Annotated in this window: 10 protein-coding genes; 7 read left to right on the top strand and 3 right to left on the bottom strand. The window is 68.1% G+C overall.

What is annotated here, in order from left to right:
• The first annotated feature begins 117 nt into the window (after window positions 1-117).
• The 3 genes from PI86_RS08100 to PI86_RS08090 all read left to right on the top strand — a co-directional run bounded on the left by PI86_RS08100 (window position 118) and on the right by PI86_RS08090 (window position 3,305).
• Window positions 118-1,014 (top strand): glutamate/aspartate ABC transporter substrate-binding protein, encoded by an 897-nt coding sequence (locus PI86_RS08100; protein ID WP_052319395.1) that lies wholly within the window; start codon window positions 118-120, stop codon window positions 1,012-1,014.
• Between the two features lie 434 nt (window positions 1,015-1,448).
• Window positions 1,449-2,696 (top strand): multidrug effflux MFS transporter, encoded by a 1,248-nt coding sequence (locus PI86_RS08095; protein ID WP_039320770.1) that lies wholly within the window; start codon window positions 1,449-1,451, stop codon window positions 2,694-2,696.
• 87 nt (window positions 2,697-2,783) lie between these two features.
• On the top strand, window positions 2,784-3,305 hold the full coding sequence (locus PI86_RS08090) for a GNAT family N-acetyltransferase (RefSeq protein ID WP_039320768.1): 522 nt from the start codon (window positions 2,784-2,786) through the stop codon (window positions 3,303-3,305).
• Window positions 3,306-3,335: 30 nt separating this feature from the next.
• Here the strand turns inward: PI86_RS08090 and PI86_RS08085 are convergent, their stop codons facing one another.
• From PI86_RS08085 to PI86_RS08075, 3 genes are all read right to left on the bottom strand, one after another.
• Window positions 3,336-4,028, bottom strand: coding sequence for a hypothetical protein (locus PI86_RS08085; protein WP_039320765.1), 693 nt, complete (start codon window positions 4,026-4,028; stop codon window positions 3,336-3,338).
• Between the two features lie 145 nt (window positions 4,029-4,173).
• Window positions 4,174-6,411, bottom strand: coding sequence for a penicillin-binding protein 1C (pbpC, locus tag PI86_RS08080; RefSeq protein WP_039320764.1), 2,238 nt, complete (start codon window positions 6,409-6,411; stop codon window positions 4,174-4,176).
• 10 nt (window positions 6,412-6,421) lie between these two features.
• The gene (locus PI86_RS08075) at window positions 6,422-12,448 is read right to left on the bottom strand and encodes an alpha-2-macroglobulin family protein (protein WP_039320761.1); all 6,027 of its coding nucleotides are present in this window, start codon (window positions 12,446-12,448) and stop codon (window positions 6,422-6,424) included.
• Between the two features lie 302 nt (window positions 12,449-12,750).
• Between PI86_RS08075 and PI86_RS08070 the strand changes: the two genes are divergently transcribed.
• From PI86_RS08070 to PI86_RS08055, 4 genes are all read left to right on the top strand, one after another.
• A complete protein-coding gene (locus tag PI86_RS08070; RefSeq protein WP_039320758.1) occupies window positions 12,751-13,257 on the top strand; it encodes a sugar dehydrogenase complex small subunit in 507 nt (168 codons plus the stop codon).
• Window positions 13,257-14,876: a GMC family oxidoreductase gene (locus PI86_RS08065; RefSeq protein WP_039320756.1), complete on the top strand. Its 1,620-nt coding sequence runs from the start codon at window positions 13,257-13,259 to the stop codon at window positions 14,874-14,876. Before PI86_RS08070 ends, PI86_RS08065 begins: the two co-directional genes overlap by 1 nt.
• Before the next feature lie 2 nt (window positions 14,877-14,878).
• On the top strand, window positions 14,879-16,156 hold the full coding sequence (locus tag PI86_RS08060) for a c-type cytochrome (RefSeq protein WP_039320755.1): 1,278 nt from the start codon (window positions 14,879-14,881) through the stop codon (window positions 16,154-16,156).
• Between the two features lie 178 nt (window positions 16,157-16,334).
• Window positions 16,335-16,754 (top strand): DoxX family protein, encoded by a 420-nt coding sequence (locus tag PI86_RS08055; protein ID WP_039320753.1) that lies wholly within the window; start codon window positions 16,335-16,337, stop codon window positions 16,752-16,754.
• Window positions 16,755-16,883 lie beyond the last annotated feature (129 nt).

The following is a 16,883-nucleotide window of genomic DNA, read 5'->3' as shown; positions in this document are numbered from 1 at the left end:
GAAAATGGCCGCCTGCGCGCGGTCTTGACGGACGACTGCTTGCGCTTTTCCTGATGCGTCGCGAATTTTGTCGGGCGTACGATCGCGATTCGATCAACGTTTCGTCAGGAGAAAAGCATGGATCGCCGCTTCCGTTGGCTGGCCGTCGCGCTGACCTGCGCGCTGGCGGGCAGCGCGCACGCGCAGGCCCTCACCGGCACGCTGAAGAAGATCAAGGACACGGGCATCGTGTCGCTCGGTATCCGCGAGTCGTCGGTGCCGTTTTCATATTCGGACAACCAGCAGAAAAACATCGGCTACTCGCGCGACATCGCGGCGCGCATCATCGACCAGCTCAGGACGGAACTGAAGGCGCCGAACCTGACGGTGAAGGAAATTCCGATCACGTCGCAGAACCGGATTCCGCTGCTGCAGAACGGCACGATCGACTTCGAGTGCGGGTCGACGACGAACACGCTGGAGCGGCAGAGGCAGGCTGCGTTCTCGAACAGCATCTTCCTGTACGGGATCCGCTTCAGCACGCGCAAGGATTCGGGCGTAAAGGACTTCGCGGACCTGGCCGGCAAGACGGTCGCGACGACGGCCGGCACGTCGGACGAGCGCCTGCTGCGCAAGCTCAACGAAGAGAAGGGGATGAACATGACGATCATCAGCGCGAAGGACCACGCCGAAGCGTTCATGAACGTCACGACGGGGCGCGCGGTTGCGTTCGTGATGGACGAGCCGCTGCTGTACGGCGAAATTGCGAAGGACCGCAACCCGGGCGCGTATACGGTGGCGGGCACGCCGCTCGTTCACGAAAACTACGCGTGCATGATGCGCAAGGACGATCCGGCCTTCAAGCACGTGGTCGACGGCGTGATCGCGAAGATGCAGACGTCGGGCGCGGCCGAGAAGCTCTACGACCAGTGGTTCATGCAACCGATTCCGCCGAAGGGCGTGAGCCTCAACTATCCGTTGTCGCCGGAGATGAAGCAGCTGTTCAGGAATCCGACGGATCAGGCGCAGTACTGATCGTATCGTCGTGAGGGCGTGCGGTCCGACACGTTGCGTGTGCGGGCCTGCACGCTCGAATCCCGCCGCCCTTCGGGCCGGCGTCGCGGTGCGCATCCTGCCGCCGTGAAGGTCGTCCGGCGCGTTCACGCCGGATGCTGAACTCCGTCCTCTGACCCGTGGTCCATCCGGCGTCGCACCTCGCCGGGCATCCGTCAGGGCTCCGTCTACACCCGTCCTTTTCCCCTTTGCCTGAACCCGTGCCGCGCGCCGAAGCGCGGTCCGGGTCGCAGGTGTCCGGCTGTGCTGCAATCGGCATTTCAACCTCGCCGATTCCATGGGATTCCGGTCGCGCCGCGCAACAACAGGCACAATACGCAATTGGCCGCGCACGGCTGTTCGGGATTCGAACAGGCCGACGCGTGTCGCTGCCGTCAGATTCCTTTCCGGTTGTCATGAACGTCTCGCTCACTCCCGCGCGCGAATCGAACTCGCCGCGCTTCCTGCTGTTCCTGATCTGCCTGTTCGCGTCCGCCGGCCAGCTCGCGATCGACATCTACGTACCCGCGCTGCCCGACATGGCGCGCTCGTTCGCGACCACGCCGCAGGCGATCCAGTCGAGCGTGTCCGGCTACATGGCCGCGTATGCGCTCGGCCAGCTGATCTTCGGCCCGATCGCCGACGCTTACGGGCGCAAGCGCGTGCTCGCGTTCGGGCTGGTGATCTACACGATCGGCTGCCTGCTGTCGCTCGGTGCGCCGAACCTGGAGACGTTCGTGCTGGCGCGCTGCCTGCAGGGCTTCGGGATCGCGACCACGAACCTGCTCGCGAAGGCGATCATCACCGACTCGTTCTCGGGCCAGGCGCTGATGCATGCCTTTACGTACATGTCGATCGCGTGGGGGCTCGCACCGATCATCGCGCCGGTGATCGGCGCGCACCTGCAGGAATGGTTCGGCTGGCGCGCGTGCCTCGTGTTCCTGCTCGTGTACTCGCTGGTGATGTGGGCGCTGTTGTGGCACTACCGCGAAACCTTGCCGAAGCCGGTCCATCTCGAGCCGCGCACGCTGATGACGAACGCGGGCAAGGTGCTCGCGAGCCCGGTGTTCCAGAGCTGCTTCCTCGCGCAGGGGCTGTGCTACAGCATCCTGCTGGTGTTCAACATCGTCGGGCCGTTCATGGTGCAGACCACGCTGCACAAGCCGCCGACCTTCTTCGGCTATCTGGCGCTCGGGATCGGCCTGATGTATTTCCTCGGCGGGCTGTCAAACCGGATTCACGGGCACGGGCTGCCGAGCGCCGAGCAGCGGCTGCGCATCGGCGCGCGCGTGATGGCGCTGGCGGCGGTCGCGATGCTCGGGCTCGCGCTGACCGTCGGCCTGCGCGTATGGACGCTCGCGACACCGGTGCTCGTGATGGGTTTCTGCGCGGGCGCGATGTATCCGACGCTGATGGCCAAGGGCAATTCGCTGTTTCCGCATATCGCGGGGCTGACGAGCGCGATCCTCGGGTGTGCGCTGCTGCTCGTGTCGTCCGCGATGATGGGCGTGGCCGGCTTCGTGTCGGTGCAGGTGCTGACGCCGCTCGCGGCGTTCTTCGTCGTGCTGTCGTTCACCGTCGTGTGGATGGTGACCAAGCTGCTGCGCTACCTGTCGCAGCAGCAGGCCGAGCGCGTCGCGTGCGGGAGCGGCGAGGCCGCGTAAGCCGTATCGTTCGTCGCGGACGGCGGCAACGCGGCTGCGCGCGGTTGCTGCCGGCCCGCTCCACCACACGCCGCATTCGACCGAATCATGAGCCTGATCCTGCTGAACCGCGTCGCCCGAACCGACGCTCCCGACCTGATCACCGCCAACCGCGCGAGCCGCGGCCACCATCTGCCGTGGGTCGACTCGTTCACCGACCAGGCGGGATTCGACCAATGGTTCGCCCGCTGCCTGACTGGGCCGAACGTCGGCCTCGTCGCGCGCGAACGCGCGTCCGGAAAGGTCGTCGGCGTGGTGAACCTCAACGAGATCGTCGGCGGCCTGTTCCAGAGCGCGTATCTCGGCTACTACGGGATGGCGGAGTTCAGCCGGCAAGGGCTGATGACGGAAGCGCTGCGCGCGGCGACCGGTGTCGCGTTCGGCGAACTCGGGCTGCATCGGCTCGAAGCCAACATCCAGCCCGCCAACCACGCGTCGATCGCGCTGGTTCGGCGGCTCGGTTTCCGGAAAGAGGGTTTTTCACCGCGCTACCTGCGCATCGACGGCGCATGGCGCGACCACGAACGGTGGGCGCTGCTGGCCGACAGCGAGCCCGAAACGGGCGCCTGACGCCCGATCCTGGTCCCGCCGCGGGCTGGCTTACAGCGGGTGCGCAGCGCCCGCCTGCGTCAATAGCGTAACCGCGGCCGGATCCGGCATCCCGTTCGAATCGATCGCGCCGGCCTTGGCCAGCGCGCCGAGATCGCTGTCGACGCCCGCTTGCCCGACCACGAACGACGTCGTGAGGAACGCCGGCGTCGACAACGTGACCGCATAACGCTGCTGCAGGTTCGTGACCACCGCCGATTGCGCGGCCTGCACTGTGTTCGGGCTGCCCATCACCTGCTGGAAGTGCGCATTGCCCTGGAAATTGCCGATCAGCCCGGCTGTGTTCGTGCCGAGCTGCGCGGCAAGATAGACGAGCAGCAGCTCGGTCTCGGGCGTCGTGTTGAAGGTGCCGCCCGCATACGCGAGCGAATGCAGGCTCGTGCCGCCCGAGGCCACGGTCAGCACGCACGGCAGCACCGCGTTGACCGTCACCCGGTAGTTGCCGCCACCGTCGGTCAGCGTCGTCGCCGAGCCTTGCACGCAGCTGACCGTCACCGACGCGCTCGCGAGCGCGGTGCCCGTGGCGGCGGTGCCGGACAGTGCGACGGCCTGCGTGTTGTTGTTGTTGAAGCAGACATCGACGCCGAAACAGGCGTCGCCGTTGCAGGCCGCAAGCGAAGCGAGCGCGGCGACGCAGGCGGCGCCCAGCGCGGGGCGGATGAAGCGCGGATGGCGAAGGTTCATGGTCGCGGGCGATCGGGAGAAGGGACGCGGCAGGGCAACCGGCGCGCGCCGCAGCAACGGCACGCTGTTCATATTCTAGGTCTCCGATCCGGGGATTGCTTGCCTGGTCGTTCGCTGCGGCGCGGCCAGGGCCTGCTACGGCTTGCTAGGGCTTGCGGGCGGTCGCCTTCGCGAACGCGCCGCGCACCTCGAAGCCGATCGCATCCGCGACGTTGCCGCGCGCATCGACGAGTTCGAGCCGGTGCCGGCCCGGCCACGGCATCCAGGCGATGCGGTCGGCATGCCCGATCACCTTGTCGTCGAGCCGCCATGCGAACCGCGCGGCGTGTCCGGCCGACCGCTCGAACCAGATCCGCTGATTCCTCGGTGGAATGTCCGGATCGATCGCGAAGATCGTGCCGTCGGTCGGCGCGCCGATCGTCAGCGGCGCACGCGCGCCGTCCTTGCCTGGCGTGACGGGCGCCGCCAGCCGGATCGTGTCGAGCGCCGTGCCCGCGATGAACCATTCGTTGCGCGACGGCTCGACCTCGCGCTCGAACGTGATGCGGCGCGTTTCGACGCCGGCCGGCGGCTGCGGCGCGCGGCTCGGCAGGTCGCGGTGCAGATAGCCGACGACGGCCGACCACACCGGCGACGCGCCCGTCACCCCCGACACGTCCCACATCGGCGCGCCGTCCGCATTGCCGACCCACACGCCGACCGTATAGCGCGACGTGAAACCGACGGTCCAGTTGTCGCGCATGTCCTTGCTCGTGCCGGTCTTGACCGCGGAGAAGAAGCGCGTCGCGAGCGGGTTGTCGAAGCCGAACGTGCGCACGCGCGCGTTGTTGTCGGAGAGGATGTCGGTGACGACGAAGCTGGCCGCTTCGCTGAACACCCGCGTGCCGGTGTCGGTGCGTCCCGGTGTCGATGCGCCGGCGGCCGGCGCGGGCGCAGGCAGGTCGACGACCTTGCGCGCGACGCCGCCGTTTGCGAGCGCGCGATACGCATTGGCCAGCGACAGCAGCGTGACGTCCGCGCTGCCGAGCGCGAGGCTGAAGCCGTAGTAGTCGCCTTCCTGCGCGAGCGGCAGGCCCAGCGCGGTCAAGGTGCGCGCGAAGCGGTGCGGCGTGACGAGCACGAGCGTGCGTACGGCCGGCACGTTCAGCGAGCCGCCGAGCGCGCTGCGCACGCTCACCCAGCCCTTGAAATCCTTGTCGTAGTTCTGCGGAATGTAGAGGCCGCCGCCGGCGGCGAGGTTGACCGGCGCATCGTCGAGCAGCGACGCGGCGGTCAGCCGCTTCTCGTCGATCGCCTGCGCATAGAGGAACGGCTTGAGCGTCGAGCCGGCCTGGCGCGGCGCGAGCACGGCATCGACGTCGCGCGCGCTCGACAACGCGCCCGACGAGCCGACCCACGCGCGAATCTCGCCGCTCGCGTTGTCGATCACGACGACCGCGCCGTCGTTCACGTTGCGCCGATGCGCGGGCGCGTTGAGCTCGGTCAGCGCGCGCGTCAGCGTGTCGCGTGCGAAGCGCTGCAGCGGCGCGTCGAGCGTCGTGCGCACCTGCGCGCCGGCCGCCGGTCTGACCTCGGCCGCGATGCGCCGAGCGAAGTGCGGGGCCAGCGCCGCGCCGTCGTCGCGCACGGCGCTGGCGGGGCGTGCGATCACGAGCTGCACGTAGCCGTCGAGCGACGCACACGCCTGCTCGGCGCGCATCTCGCGCAGGATCCGGCACGCACGCTCGGCAACCTTCGCGGGCGCCGCGTTGGGCCCGCGCACCAGCGCCGCGGCGATCGCGGCCTCGCGTGCATCGAGGCCGGACGGCGCCTTGCCGAACAGGACCTGCGACAGCGCGGCGAGCCCGACCGTCTCGCCGCGGAACGGCACGAGATTCAGATAGGCCTCGAGGATCTGGTCCTTGCGCCAGCCGCGCTCGAGCAGCAGCGCGTTCATCGCCTGCGTGGCCTTCTGCGGCAGCGAACGTTGCCCCGAGCGGCGCGGCGCATCGCTGAGCAGCCCGGCGAGCTGCATCGTCATGGTCGACGCGCCGCGCGTGCGCTCGTTCCACAGGTTGCCCCAGGCCGCGCCGGCGATCCCGCGCCAGTCGACGCCACTGTGTTCGTAGAAGCGCTTGTCCTCCGATACGACGATCGCCTCGCGGAACGCAGGCGACACGTCGGCGAGCGACACCCAGTCGCCACGTCGTTCGGTGAGGTCGACACGCGTGCGCTGCAGCGGCGTGCCGTCGCGTGCGAGCAGCACCCAGTCGGAACTGCGCCAGTTGCGGCGCACGTCGTCGTAGCCGGGCAGCGCGTGCGCGACGAGCGGCGCAGCCAGCGCGACGGCGACGAATACGCGGCCGGCGAAACGGGCCGGCCGCGGCAATCCACGATCGATCATCACGGTCTCGTTACTTGCCCGCGTCGGCCGGTTTCACCGTCATCGGCGGGTTCGGCCACAGGCCGTACACGGACGGCGCGTACAGCGCCTCGACGCGCGTCGGCGGCAGCCCGAACGTGCCGACGTTGTTCAGCCGCACCGTGTATTCGACCGAGACCTTGCCCTTCCGCAGATAGTCGTAATACGCGCGGTAGCCGTCGAAGTCGCGCTCGATGAACGCCGGCCACGCACCGTCCGGGGTTTTCTCGCCCTGCGTCGCGGCCTCGGAGTCGCGGCCGAGGCCCGAACCGAGGATCGTCGCGCCGGACGGGATCGGATCGTTGACGACGACCCACGTCATGTCGCTCTGCGCATCGATGTCGAGATGCACGCGCACGACGTCGCCGCGCGTCAGCACGCCCTTGACGGCGGGCGACACGGGCGTGACGGTCTTGGTGATCCGGTAGCCGGCCGCGAACGGCGCGCGCAGTGGCACAGCTGCGAGGCTCTCGACGGTCGCCCACGGGCGGCCCGTGCCGTCCTGCGCGACGGACAGCGTGGCCGGCGCCTGCGACGCGCGCGGCCACGGCATCAGCACGCTGCGCGCGGCCGCGGCGCGGGTCGCGGCGGTGGCCGACGCGGGGGCGTCGGCGGGCGCCTGCGACCATGCGATTGCACGTGCGTTGCCGCCGAGCGCGACCTTCGTCGTGCCGGCCACCGGCGTGCTTTCATAGGTGCGCGAGAAGCGCTCGATGGCGAGCTGGCCGAGTGCGTTCGACGTCGTCGTCTGCCATGCGCCCTGGCGTTGCAGCGCGAGCAGGCCGGTCGCCACGCGCGGCATCTCGTCCTTCCACGCCGGGTCGCCCGCGAATTCCAGCGCGAGACGCGCGGCGTTGGTCTCGTTGCTCGTCATCAGCCACCACAGGTCGTCGTCGCGCGCGGTCGAGAACACGAGCTGCGTGCCCTGGTACGTCAGGCGCGCACGCAGGATCTGGTCGACCTGCGCGCGTTTCTCGTCGCGCTGCGGGATGTCCTTCACGCGGGTGAGGATCGCGTGATAGTCGATCACCGCTGACGTCGGCCACTGGTTCGGCGCGATCTCGATCGAGCCGAGCATGCGGCCTTGTGCGGCACCGTAACGCGACAGCGCCTCGATCGCGGCGAGCTTGCGCAGGTCGCGGTCCTGGCGCGGCGCCCATGCGTTGCGCTCGATGCGGCCGTCGACGAAACGCGCGAGCCCGGCTTCGAGCTGCGTGCGGAGGTCTTCCGGCAGCGCGAAGCGCGGGTCGAGGCGGCTGGCCTCGTCGGCCACCACGAGCAGGTACGACGACAGCGTCGGGCTGCCGTAGTGCGCATCGTCGGACGACGGCGGGAAGTAGCTCGCGAGCCCGTCGCTGTCGAGATAGACCGGCATGCGCGCAACCAGCGCCTGCCATTGTGCGGCGTCGTGCAGGCCGATCGCACGCGACGTCTGCTGTTCGAGGCAGCGATACGGATAGCGCTCGAACCAGCGCCGCACGCCGGGCAGGCCGTCCGCGAGCTTCGACTGCAGCGACACGGCGATGCCGCCGCGCGGCGTGCCCTGCGCGTTGCTGGCGGCGCCGGCCGGCGCCGACACCGGCACCGTCAGCGTGCCGTCGACCTGCGCGAGCGTGGCCTGCTGCACGGTCACCGGCAGCGCGGGCACGACCTTCTGCGCGACGGCCAGCGCGTCGGACGCACGCTTGCCGCCTTGCTCGGCCGCCTCGATGCGCCAGTTCAGCGCGCCGGCCGCGTCGAGCGCCTGCTCGGGCACGGTGATCGTCCACGCGACCTCGGTCGCCGCATTGGCCGCGAGCGAGACCGTTTGCGGCGCGACGTCGAGGCCCGTCACGCGCGGAGTCACGACGACCTGCATCGCGCGGTCGGTCGTGTTGCGCAGCGTGACCTGCGCGCGGAATGCATCGCCTTCGCGCACGAGCGGCGGCAGTCCGGAGATCAGTTGCAGGTCCTGCGTGCTGCGGATCGACGTGCTGCCGGTGCCGAAGCGGTCGGGGCCGACCGCCGCGATCGCGACGATCCGGAAGCGCGTGAGCGCGTCGTTCAGCGGCACCGCGACGGTCGCGCTGCCGTTCGCGTCGAGCGTGACGCGCGGATTCCACAGCAGCAGCGTGTCGAACAGCTCGCGCGTCGGCGCGCTGCCGCCGCCGCCGCCGGCCGGCACGGCCTTGCGGCCGAAGTGGCGGCGGCCGACGATTTCCATCTGCGCGGTGGCCGTCTCGACGCCGTATGCGCGCCGCTGCAGCATCGCGTCGAGCAGATCCCAGCTGTTGTTCGGCATCAGTTCGAGCAGCGCCTCGTCGACAGCCGCGACCGCGATCTGCGTGCCGGCCGGTGCGGGTTGCCCGTTCGGCAGCGTGACCTTCACGTGCGCCTGCGCCTTGCTGCGCACCGTGTAGCGCGTCGCGTCGGTCGTTACGGTCACGCCGAGACGATGCACGCCCGTGCCGACCTTGATCTCGCCGAGGCCGTAGCGGAACGCGGGCTTCGACAGGTCGACGAAGGCGGTCGGCGCTTCATGGTGACGGCCTTCGCGCCAGAACGCACGCGCCCATTCGACCGGCGCCTTCCAGCCCCACGTGAAGAACGAGTACCAAGGCACTTCGCGAATCCGGCCGCGCAGCGCGAGCACCGACACGTATACATTAGGACCCCACGATTCGCCGACCTTCAGGTCGACGGTCGGGTTCGTACCATTCAGTTCGACGATGTGCGTTTCCATCACGCCGCCGCGTTCGACCGCCACGAGTGCCGTTGCATGGCGGAACGGCATCCGCACCTGGAAGCGCGCCGTTTCGCCCGGTTCGTACGAAGTCTTCTCCGGGATCACGTCGATCCGGTCGGTGTTGTCGCCGCCGAACCAGAGTTGATCCTCGCGCGTGACCCACACCGACGTCGATGCGTTCGACGCGCGGCCGTCGCCGTCCTTCGCGACCGCGATCAACTGCACGTTGCCGGCCTGTTCGAGTGTCGCGTCGCAGGCCATGCGGCCCTTGTCGTCGGTCTTGCCCGAGCACAGCACGCCCAGGTCGCGCGTGTCGCTCTTGTTGTCGTACGCATAGAAGCCGCCGACCATCCGCTTGCGCGACGACGTCGTGATGTGCGCGACGCCCTTGATCTCGATCGGCACGGACGCGCGCGGCTTGCCCTGCAGGTCGACCGCGAGCGCCTGCACCGGCACGCGCTGCCCGACCGACACCCAGCGGCCGGCCTTGATGCCGGCCACCACCGCGGCCGGCCACAGGATCGTGTCGCCGCGGATCGTCTGCACTTCGCCGTTCGGGTCCGCGAACGTCGCTTCGAGCGCGATGCGCTTCGGTGCGTCGACGTCGGGCAGGCCCTTGAGCGTGACGGAACCTGCGCCGTTGCGGTCGAGCGTCAGCGGCAGCTTGTCCGCGATCAGCCTGGTCGCGTCGGGATCGTTGTGCGCGGCCGCTGCGTTGTCGCCGTCCTGCGCGTCGTCGTCGGCGTTGCCGTCGCTCCGGTCGGGGCGATAGGGCGTGAAGCTGAAGTCTTCGAAGCGCTCCGCGAACGGCGGCGACGCCCACTTCATCAGCGCCGACACCTGCACGGGCAGGTTCGATGCGCCGCCGCCCGACACGTAGTCGATCTGCACCGCGAGCGGCGCTTCCTTCACGGCGACGAGCGGGCTCTTCTGCGCGTCGCGCGCACTGATCGACCCCTTCAGCACCGGCAGGCGGAACGCCTCGACACGAAAGTTGCCGCTGTAGTAGCTGGCGGTCGGTGCATCGTCCGGGCCGCCTTCGAGCGTGACGCTGTATTCGCCCAGCTTCGCCGCGGGCGGCAGCGTGAACTGCGTGTCCGCGCTGTGGTCGGCCGACCACGTGAGCGGCAGCTTGTACGTCTGGTCCGAGCCGAGATGGCGGAGCGTCACGCGCGTCGGGTATTGCGACGGGAACGCGAGGCTCTGCAGCGTCTCGGTGCGCAGGAAGTGCTTCATCGACACGGTTTCGCCGGCCCGCAGCAGCGTGCGGTCGAACACGGTATGCGCGCGAACCGTCGGCGCACTGTCGGTGTCGGTCGGCACGTTGAAGCGCCACGATTCGATCCCGCGGTTCCAGTTCGAGCTGACGAACGCCATGTCGGGGCCCGTCTTCGGATCGTCGACGCGCGCCGACACGAAGTAGTCGTCGAAGCGTTCCGACTGGCTGCATTGGTGCTTCGGCTCGAATTGACCGTCGATCGTCAGCAGGCCCTGCGCGTCGGTCTTGCCGGCCGCGATCTCGTCGCCGTTGCAGTCCGACACGCGGATCTGCGCGTTCGGCACGGGCTTGCCCTTGTCGAGCGTCGTGACCCACACCAGGTTGTTCTCGCGGCCCTGTTTCAGGTGCACGCCGAGGTTCGTGACGAGCACCGTGGTGCGCACGTACATGCTCGACGGCTTCGCGAGCAGCGAGCGGCCGAGCGCGGGCGACGCGAGTTCGAGCACGTAGAAGCCGGGCTTGTCGATCGGCACGCCGACGACCTCGAACGGACGCAGTGTCTTCGGATCGGCCTTCGGCAGCGTCAGCGCCTGCGCACCGGGTTCGCCGGCGAGCAGCGACAGCGAGCGCACGTCGATGCGGCGGTTCTGCGGCGCGGGCATCTTCTCGCCGGCCACGAGCGGTACGTAGACGGGGTGCTGGCCCTTGCGCCTGAGCAGGCCCGGGATGCGCTCGTCGATCGTGCCGGCCGTCATCGACCAGTTGTCGAAGCGCTCGACGGTGCGCATCCATTGACGGATTGCGGTGTCGTTCTCGACCTTCAGGTTCGCGAATTGCGCACCGCCTGCATTGAGGCCGGCGATGTGGAGATCGGCCTCGACGTTGCGCAGCGTGACGGGCACGAGCGCGGGCGTATCGGGTTCGGCGAAGCGCTCGACGATCCCGAAGGTGCCCGACGAGAATTTGGCGAGCGGCGGCATCGGCGCGGTGCGCGTCGCGAGCGGGAACAGGTCGGCGTTCGCGAGCGAGCGATCGGTCACGTCGCGCAGGCCGGACGGCAGCTCGATCGTCAGGTTGGCCTGCGCGGGCAGCGGCGGGTTGAACGTGACGGTCGTCACTTCGTCGCTGTGGTCGTCGGCCGCGAAGGTCGGCGCAATCGAACCGTCAGGACCGCGCAGCTTGATCGCCTCGGCGTTCTTGCGCGAGATCGGCGCATTGAACGACAGCGTCAGCGGGCGCAGCGGCGTGCAGGGCGCCTTCGCGTTCTCGCGCTCGCACGAGAAACTCGCGGCGAACGGCGCACGCACGGTGAAGTCGAAGCGCCGCTCGGTGTCGTTCCCGATGCCGCTCGGGCTGGCCACGCCCTTGCCGTAGACGAGCTGCATCTTCGCGCTCGCCGGCAGCGCCTGCGCGCACGACAGCGTCAGCACGCGCGCGGCATCCTTCTTCAGGCCGAAGTGGTCGAGCAGCGCGTTGCGGGTGTCGTCGTCGGCGACGGTGACGGGGATGCGGTTGCCGATGCCGGCCGCTTCGCACCAGATGTTCGCAAGCGCCGAGCGCGGTTCGGCCGGGCCGTTCAGCTTCAGCACGAACACCTGGCGTTCCTCGATCTCGCGCGAGCCGGGGCGGACCGTCACCGGGAACGGGCCGCCGGTCTGAAACGTGAAGCGGCGCGGGCCGCTGACCGCATTGCCGGCGACCGAGCGCAGCGTGTCGTTGAGCGCGACCGAGCAGCGCACGCCCGGCGGCAGGTCGTTCTCGAAATCGTAGACCCACGTCTTGTCGTCGAGCCAGTGACCCTGGCCGCGCGCGGCGACGGAATCGTTGCAGGTCATGCGCGCGGGATTCGGCGCGGACGCCGAGCCGAACGCGACCATCGGTTCGTCGAACTTGACGACGCTCTGCCGGACTTCGGTGACGGTGCCTTGCGGCGACACGCTCACCGTGCGCGCCGCGCCCGCATGCAGCGAGAGTGCCGCGGCGGCGCCGAGCGCCGCGACCGCGCCGATGCGCCAGAGCAGCCGAGTGGTGTGACTGGTTTGATTCGTGTTGTTGTGTTGGTCGTGCTGCTTCATCGCTCGATGCCCTCGGAGGGAAGCTTTCTGTTTGATTGCGGCGATTCTAACCGACGCGCATGTGAGCGGATGACGGGAGGGGGCGTGTCGTCCGCTTGCGACATGCCGCATCCCGATGCAGAATTGTCGCGTCGACGACACAAAGATGCAGCGAAATGTCGATTGTGTCGGATTGCGGAACATTTAATGGACTATAAAGCCATTGTCGGTTCCGATTTGTGCACGTACATTTCATGGCCGCGCTAATGTTTGAGAAATATCAAGCGTGGTTTTCCCGAATCCGGTGTTCGAGAGAAGGAAACATGCACAACGACAACACTCCCCACTCGCGTCGCGATAACGACGCAGCCGCATCCGGCATCACGCGGCGTCAATGGCTGCAGGGCGCACTGGCGCTGACGGCGGCGGGCCTCACCGGCGCGCTGGCGTTGCGGGCCCTGGCCGATGCTCCCGGCACCGCGCCGCTCGATACGTTCATGACGCTCTCCGAAGCATTGACAGGCAAGAAAGGGCTGAGCCGCGTGCTCGGCGAACGCTTCCTGCAGGCCTTGCAGAAGGGCTCGTTCAAGACGGCCGACGGTCTGTCCCAGCTCGCCGGCGCACTCGCATCCGGCTCGTTGAATCCCGATCAGCAGGCATCCGCGCTGTCGATTCTCGAAGCGTGGTATCTCGGCATCGTCGACAACGTCGTGATTACGTACGAAGAAGCATTAATGTTCAGCGTCGTGTCCGATACGCTCGTGATCCCGTCGTATTGCCCCAACAAACCCGGCTTCTGGGCCGAAAAACCGATCGAGAGGCAAGCCTGATGGCCGATACCGATACGCAAAAGGCCGACGTCGTGGTCGTCGGGTCCGGTGTCGCGGGCGCGATCGTTGCGCACCAGCTCGCGATGGCGGGCAAGTCGGTGATCCTGCTCGAAGCCGGCCCGCGCATGCCGCGCTGGGAAATCGTCGAACGTTTCCGTAACCAGGCGGACAAGACCGATTTCATGGCGCCGTACCCGTCGAGCCCGTGGGCGCCGCATCCGGAATACGGCCCGCCGAACGACTACCTGGTGCTGAAGGGCGAGCACAAGTTCAACTCGCAGTACATCCGTGCGGTGGGCGGCACGACGTGGCACTGGGCCGCGTCGGCGTGGCGCTTCATCCCGAACGACTTCAAGATGAAGACCGTGTACGGCGTCGGCCGCGACTGGCCGATCCAGTACGACGATATCGAGCATTACTATCAGCGCGCGGAGGAAGAGCTCGGCGTGTGGGGCCCCGGCCCCGAGGAAGACCTGTACTCGCCGCGCAAGCAGCCGTACCCGATGCCGCCGCTGCCGTTGTCGTTCAACGAGCAGACGATCAAGAGCGCGCTCAACGGCTATGACCCGAAGTTCCACGTCGTGACCGAGCCGGTCGCGCGTAACAGCCGTCCGTACGACGGCCGGCCGACCTGTTGCGGCAACAACAACTGCATGCCGATCTGTCCGATCGGTGCGATGTACAACGGCATCGTGCACGTCGAGAAGGCCGAACAGGCCGGCGCGAAGCTGATCGACAGCGCGGTCGTCTACAAGCTCGAGACGGGCCCGGACAAGCGCATCGTCGCCGCGGTCTACAAGGACAAGACGGGCGCCGACCATCGCGTCGAAGGCAAGTACTTCGTGATCGCCGCGAACGGCATCGAGACGCCGAAGATCCTGCTGATGTCGGCGAACCGCGATTTCCCGCACGGTGTCGCGAACAGCTCCGACATGGTCGGGCGCAACCTGATGGACCATCCGGGCACGGGCGTGTCGTTCTACGCGAGCGAGAAGCTGTGGCCGGGCCGCGGCCCGCAGGAGATGACGTCGCTGATCGGTTTCCGCGACGGCCCGTTCCGCGCGACCGAAGCTGCGAAGAAGATCCACCTGTCGAACATGTCGCGCATCAACCAGGAGACGCAGAAGATCTTCAAGGCCGGCAAGCTGATGAAGGCCGGCGAGCTCGACGCTCAGATCCGCGATCGTTCCGCGCGCTACGTGCAGTTCGACTGCTTCCACGAGATCCTGCCGCAACCCGAGAACCGCATCGTGCCGAGCAAGACGGCCACCGACGCGGTCGGCATTCCGCGCCCGGAAATCACGTATGCGATCGACGACTACGTGAAGCGCGGCGCCGTGCATACGCGCGAGGTCTATGCGACGGCCGCGAAGGTGCTGGGCGGCACGGAGGTCGTGTTCAACGACGAGTTCGCGCCGAACAACCACATCACGGGCGCGACGATCATGGGCGCGGATGCACGCGACTCGGTCGTCGACAAGGACTGCCGCACGTTCGACCATCCGAACCTGTTCATCTCGAGCAGCTCGACGATGCCGACCGTCGGTACGGTGAACGTGACACTGACGATCGCGGCGCTGGCGCTGCGGATGTCGGACACGCTGAAGAAGGAAGTCTGACCGTGCGGATATCTACTCTCACCTTCCTGCTCGCCGGTTGCTTCGCGCTGCCGGGCCTCGTGCGCGCGGCCGACCCGGCCGATCCCGCGCAGATCAAGCGCGGCGAATACCTCGCGGTCGCGGGCGACTGCATGGCCTGCCACACCGCGAAAGGCGGCAAGCCGTTCGCGGGCGGCCTCGGGATGCCGGTGCCGCTGCTCGGCAAGATCTATACGAGCAACATCACACCGGACCCCGACACCGGCATCGGTAACTGGACGTTCGACGACTTCGAGCGCGCGGTACGCCACGGCGTGTCGAAGAACGGCGACAACCTGTATCCGGCGATGCCGTACGTGTCGTACGCGAAGGTCAACGACGACGACGTGCAGGCGTTGTACGCGTACTTCATGCACGGCGTCGAGCCGGTCAAGCAGGCGCCGCCGAAGAACGAGATTCCCGCGCTGCTGAGCATGCGCTGGCCGCTGAAGATCTGGAACTGGCTGTTCCTGAAGGACGGCGCGTACCAGCCGAAGCCGGCGCAGAGCGCCGAGTGGAACCGTGGCGCGTATCTGGTGCAGGGCCTCGCGCACTGCAGCACGTGCCACACGCCGCGCGGTATCGCGATGCAGGAGAAGTCGCTCGACGAGACGGGCGGCAGCTTCCTGTCGGGTTCGGTGCTGGCGGGCTGGGACGGCTACAACATCACGTCCGACCCGAACGCGGGGATCGGCGGCTGGACGCAGCAGCAACTCGCCCAGTACCTGCGTACCGGCAGCGTGCCGGGCGTCGCGCAGGCGGCCGGCCCGATGGCCGAGGCGGTCGAGCACAGCTTTTCGAAGATGACCGACGCCGACATCGGCGCGATCGCGACGTACGTCCGTACGGTGCCGGCCGTCGCCAACGGCGACGCGAAGCAGTCGCGCTCGTCGTGGGGCAAGCCGGCCGAGGACGGCCTGAAGCTGCGCGGCGTCGCGCTCGCGTCGTCGGGCATCGACCCGGCGCGGCTGTATCTCGGCAACTGCGCGACGTGTCACCAGATGCAGGGCAAGGGCACGCCGGACGGTTACTACCCGTCGCTGTTCCACAACTCGACGGTCGGTGCGTCGAATCCGGCGAACCTCGTGCAGGTGATCCTGAACGGCGTGCAGCGCAAGGCCGGCAGCGAGGACGTCGGGATGCCCGCGTTCCGCAACGAGCTGTCGGACGCGCAGATCGCCGCGCTGACGAACTACCTGACCGGGCAGTTCGGCAACCCGGACGCGAAGGTGACCGAGCAGGACGTCGCGAAGGCGCGTTGACGCCGGGCGCGGCGCAGTACGAAGCAGGGCAACGCTGACAAGAGGAGGCGCACAGCACATCGGGCGGGCCCCGATGCCGGTTGTTGCAGAGCGGGGCGGGTGGCGCTGGCGGCCGCCCGTCCTGGTTCATTGGCAATCCGGTGCGTGTCGTTCGCGCATCGTTTTCATTGATCGCACCATGACACCGAATCAACCGTTTCTCGCGTCCCAGCGCGATGTGCTGCTGCTGCTTTCCCGAATCCTGCTCGTGATCCTGTTCGTGATGTTCGGCTGGAAGAAGATCGCTGACTTCTCCGGGACGATCGCGTTCATGGGAAGCGAGGGCGCGCCGGCGCCGATCATTTCGGCGGCGATCGCCGTCGTGATGGAGCTGTTCGCCGGCATCGCGATCCTCGTCGGCTTCCAGACGCGGCCGCTCGCGCTGCTGCTTGCGCTGTATACGATCGGCACCGGCATCATCGGCCACCACTACTGGACGATGACGGGCGGCGAGCAGATCAACAACATGATTCATTTCTACAAGAACATCGCGATCTCGGGCGGCCTGCTTGCGCTCTGCGCGGCGGGCCCCGGTCGTTTTTCGATCGATCGCGGATGAACGGACCGCCGGCGCGCGCATGGGGCGCGTGTCGGACAGTCGAGACTCGGAGGGGGGCATCATTTTGCGACTCAAATACTTCGCATGGCTGATCGTGGCCGCCGCACCGGCGGCCGCGTTCGCACAGAC

This window comes from Burkholderia sp. A9 (genome assembly GCF_000801975.1).
Note: the sequence above shows the minus strand (reverse complement) of the source record. Positions and strands in the feature narration are given on the sequence as shown.

What these genes read in the sequence shown, in the direction of transcription:
- PI86_RS08095 (WP_039320770.1), top strand. Translation starts at nt 1,449, where the DNA reads ATGAACGTCTCGCTCACTCCCGCGCGCGAATCGAACTCGCCGCGCTTC.
- PI86_RS08070 (WP_039320758.1), top strand. Translation starts at nt 12,751, where the DNA reads ATGCACAACGACAACACTCCCCACTCGCGTCGCGATAACGACGCAGCC.
- PI86_RS08065 (WP_039320756.1), top strand. Translation starts at nt 13,257, where the DNA reads ATGGCCGATACCGATACGCAAAAGGCCGACGTCGTGGTCGTCGGGTCC.
- PI86_RS08085 (WP_039320765.1), bottom strand. Translation starts at nt 4,028, where the DNA reads ATGAACCTTCGCCATCCGCGCTTCATCCGCCCCGCGCTGGGCGCCGCC.
- PI86_RS08055 (WP_039320753.1), top strand. Translation starts at nt 16,335, where the DNA reads ATGACACCGAATCAACCGTTTCTCGCGTCCCAGCGCGATGTGCTGCTG.
- pbpC (WP_039320764.1), bottom strand. Translation starts at nt 6,411, where the DNA reads ATGATCGATCGTGGATTGCCGCGGCCGGCCCGTTTCGCCGGCCGCGTA.
- PI86_RS08100 (WP_052319395.1), top strand. Translation starts at nt 118, where the DNA reads ATGGATCGCCGCTTCCGTTGGCTGGCCGTCGCGCTGACCTGCGCGCTG.
- PI86_RS08090 (WP_039320768.1), top strand. Translation starts at nt 2,784, where the DNA reads ATGAGCCTGATCCTGCTGAACCGCGTCGCCCGAACCGACGCTCCCGAC.
- PI86_RS08075 (WP_039320761.1), bottom strand. Translation starts at nt 12,448, where the DNA reads ATGAAGCAGCACGACCAACACAACAACACGAATCAAACCAGTCACACC.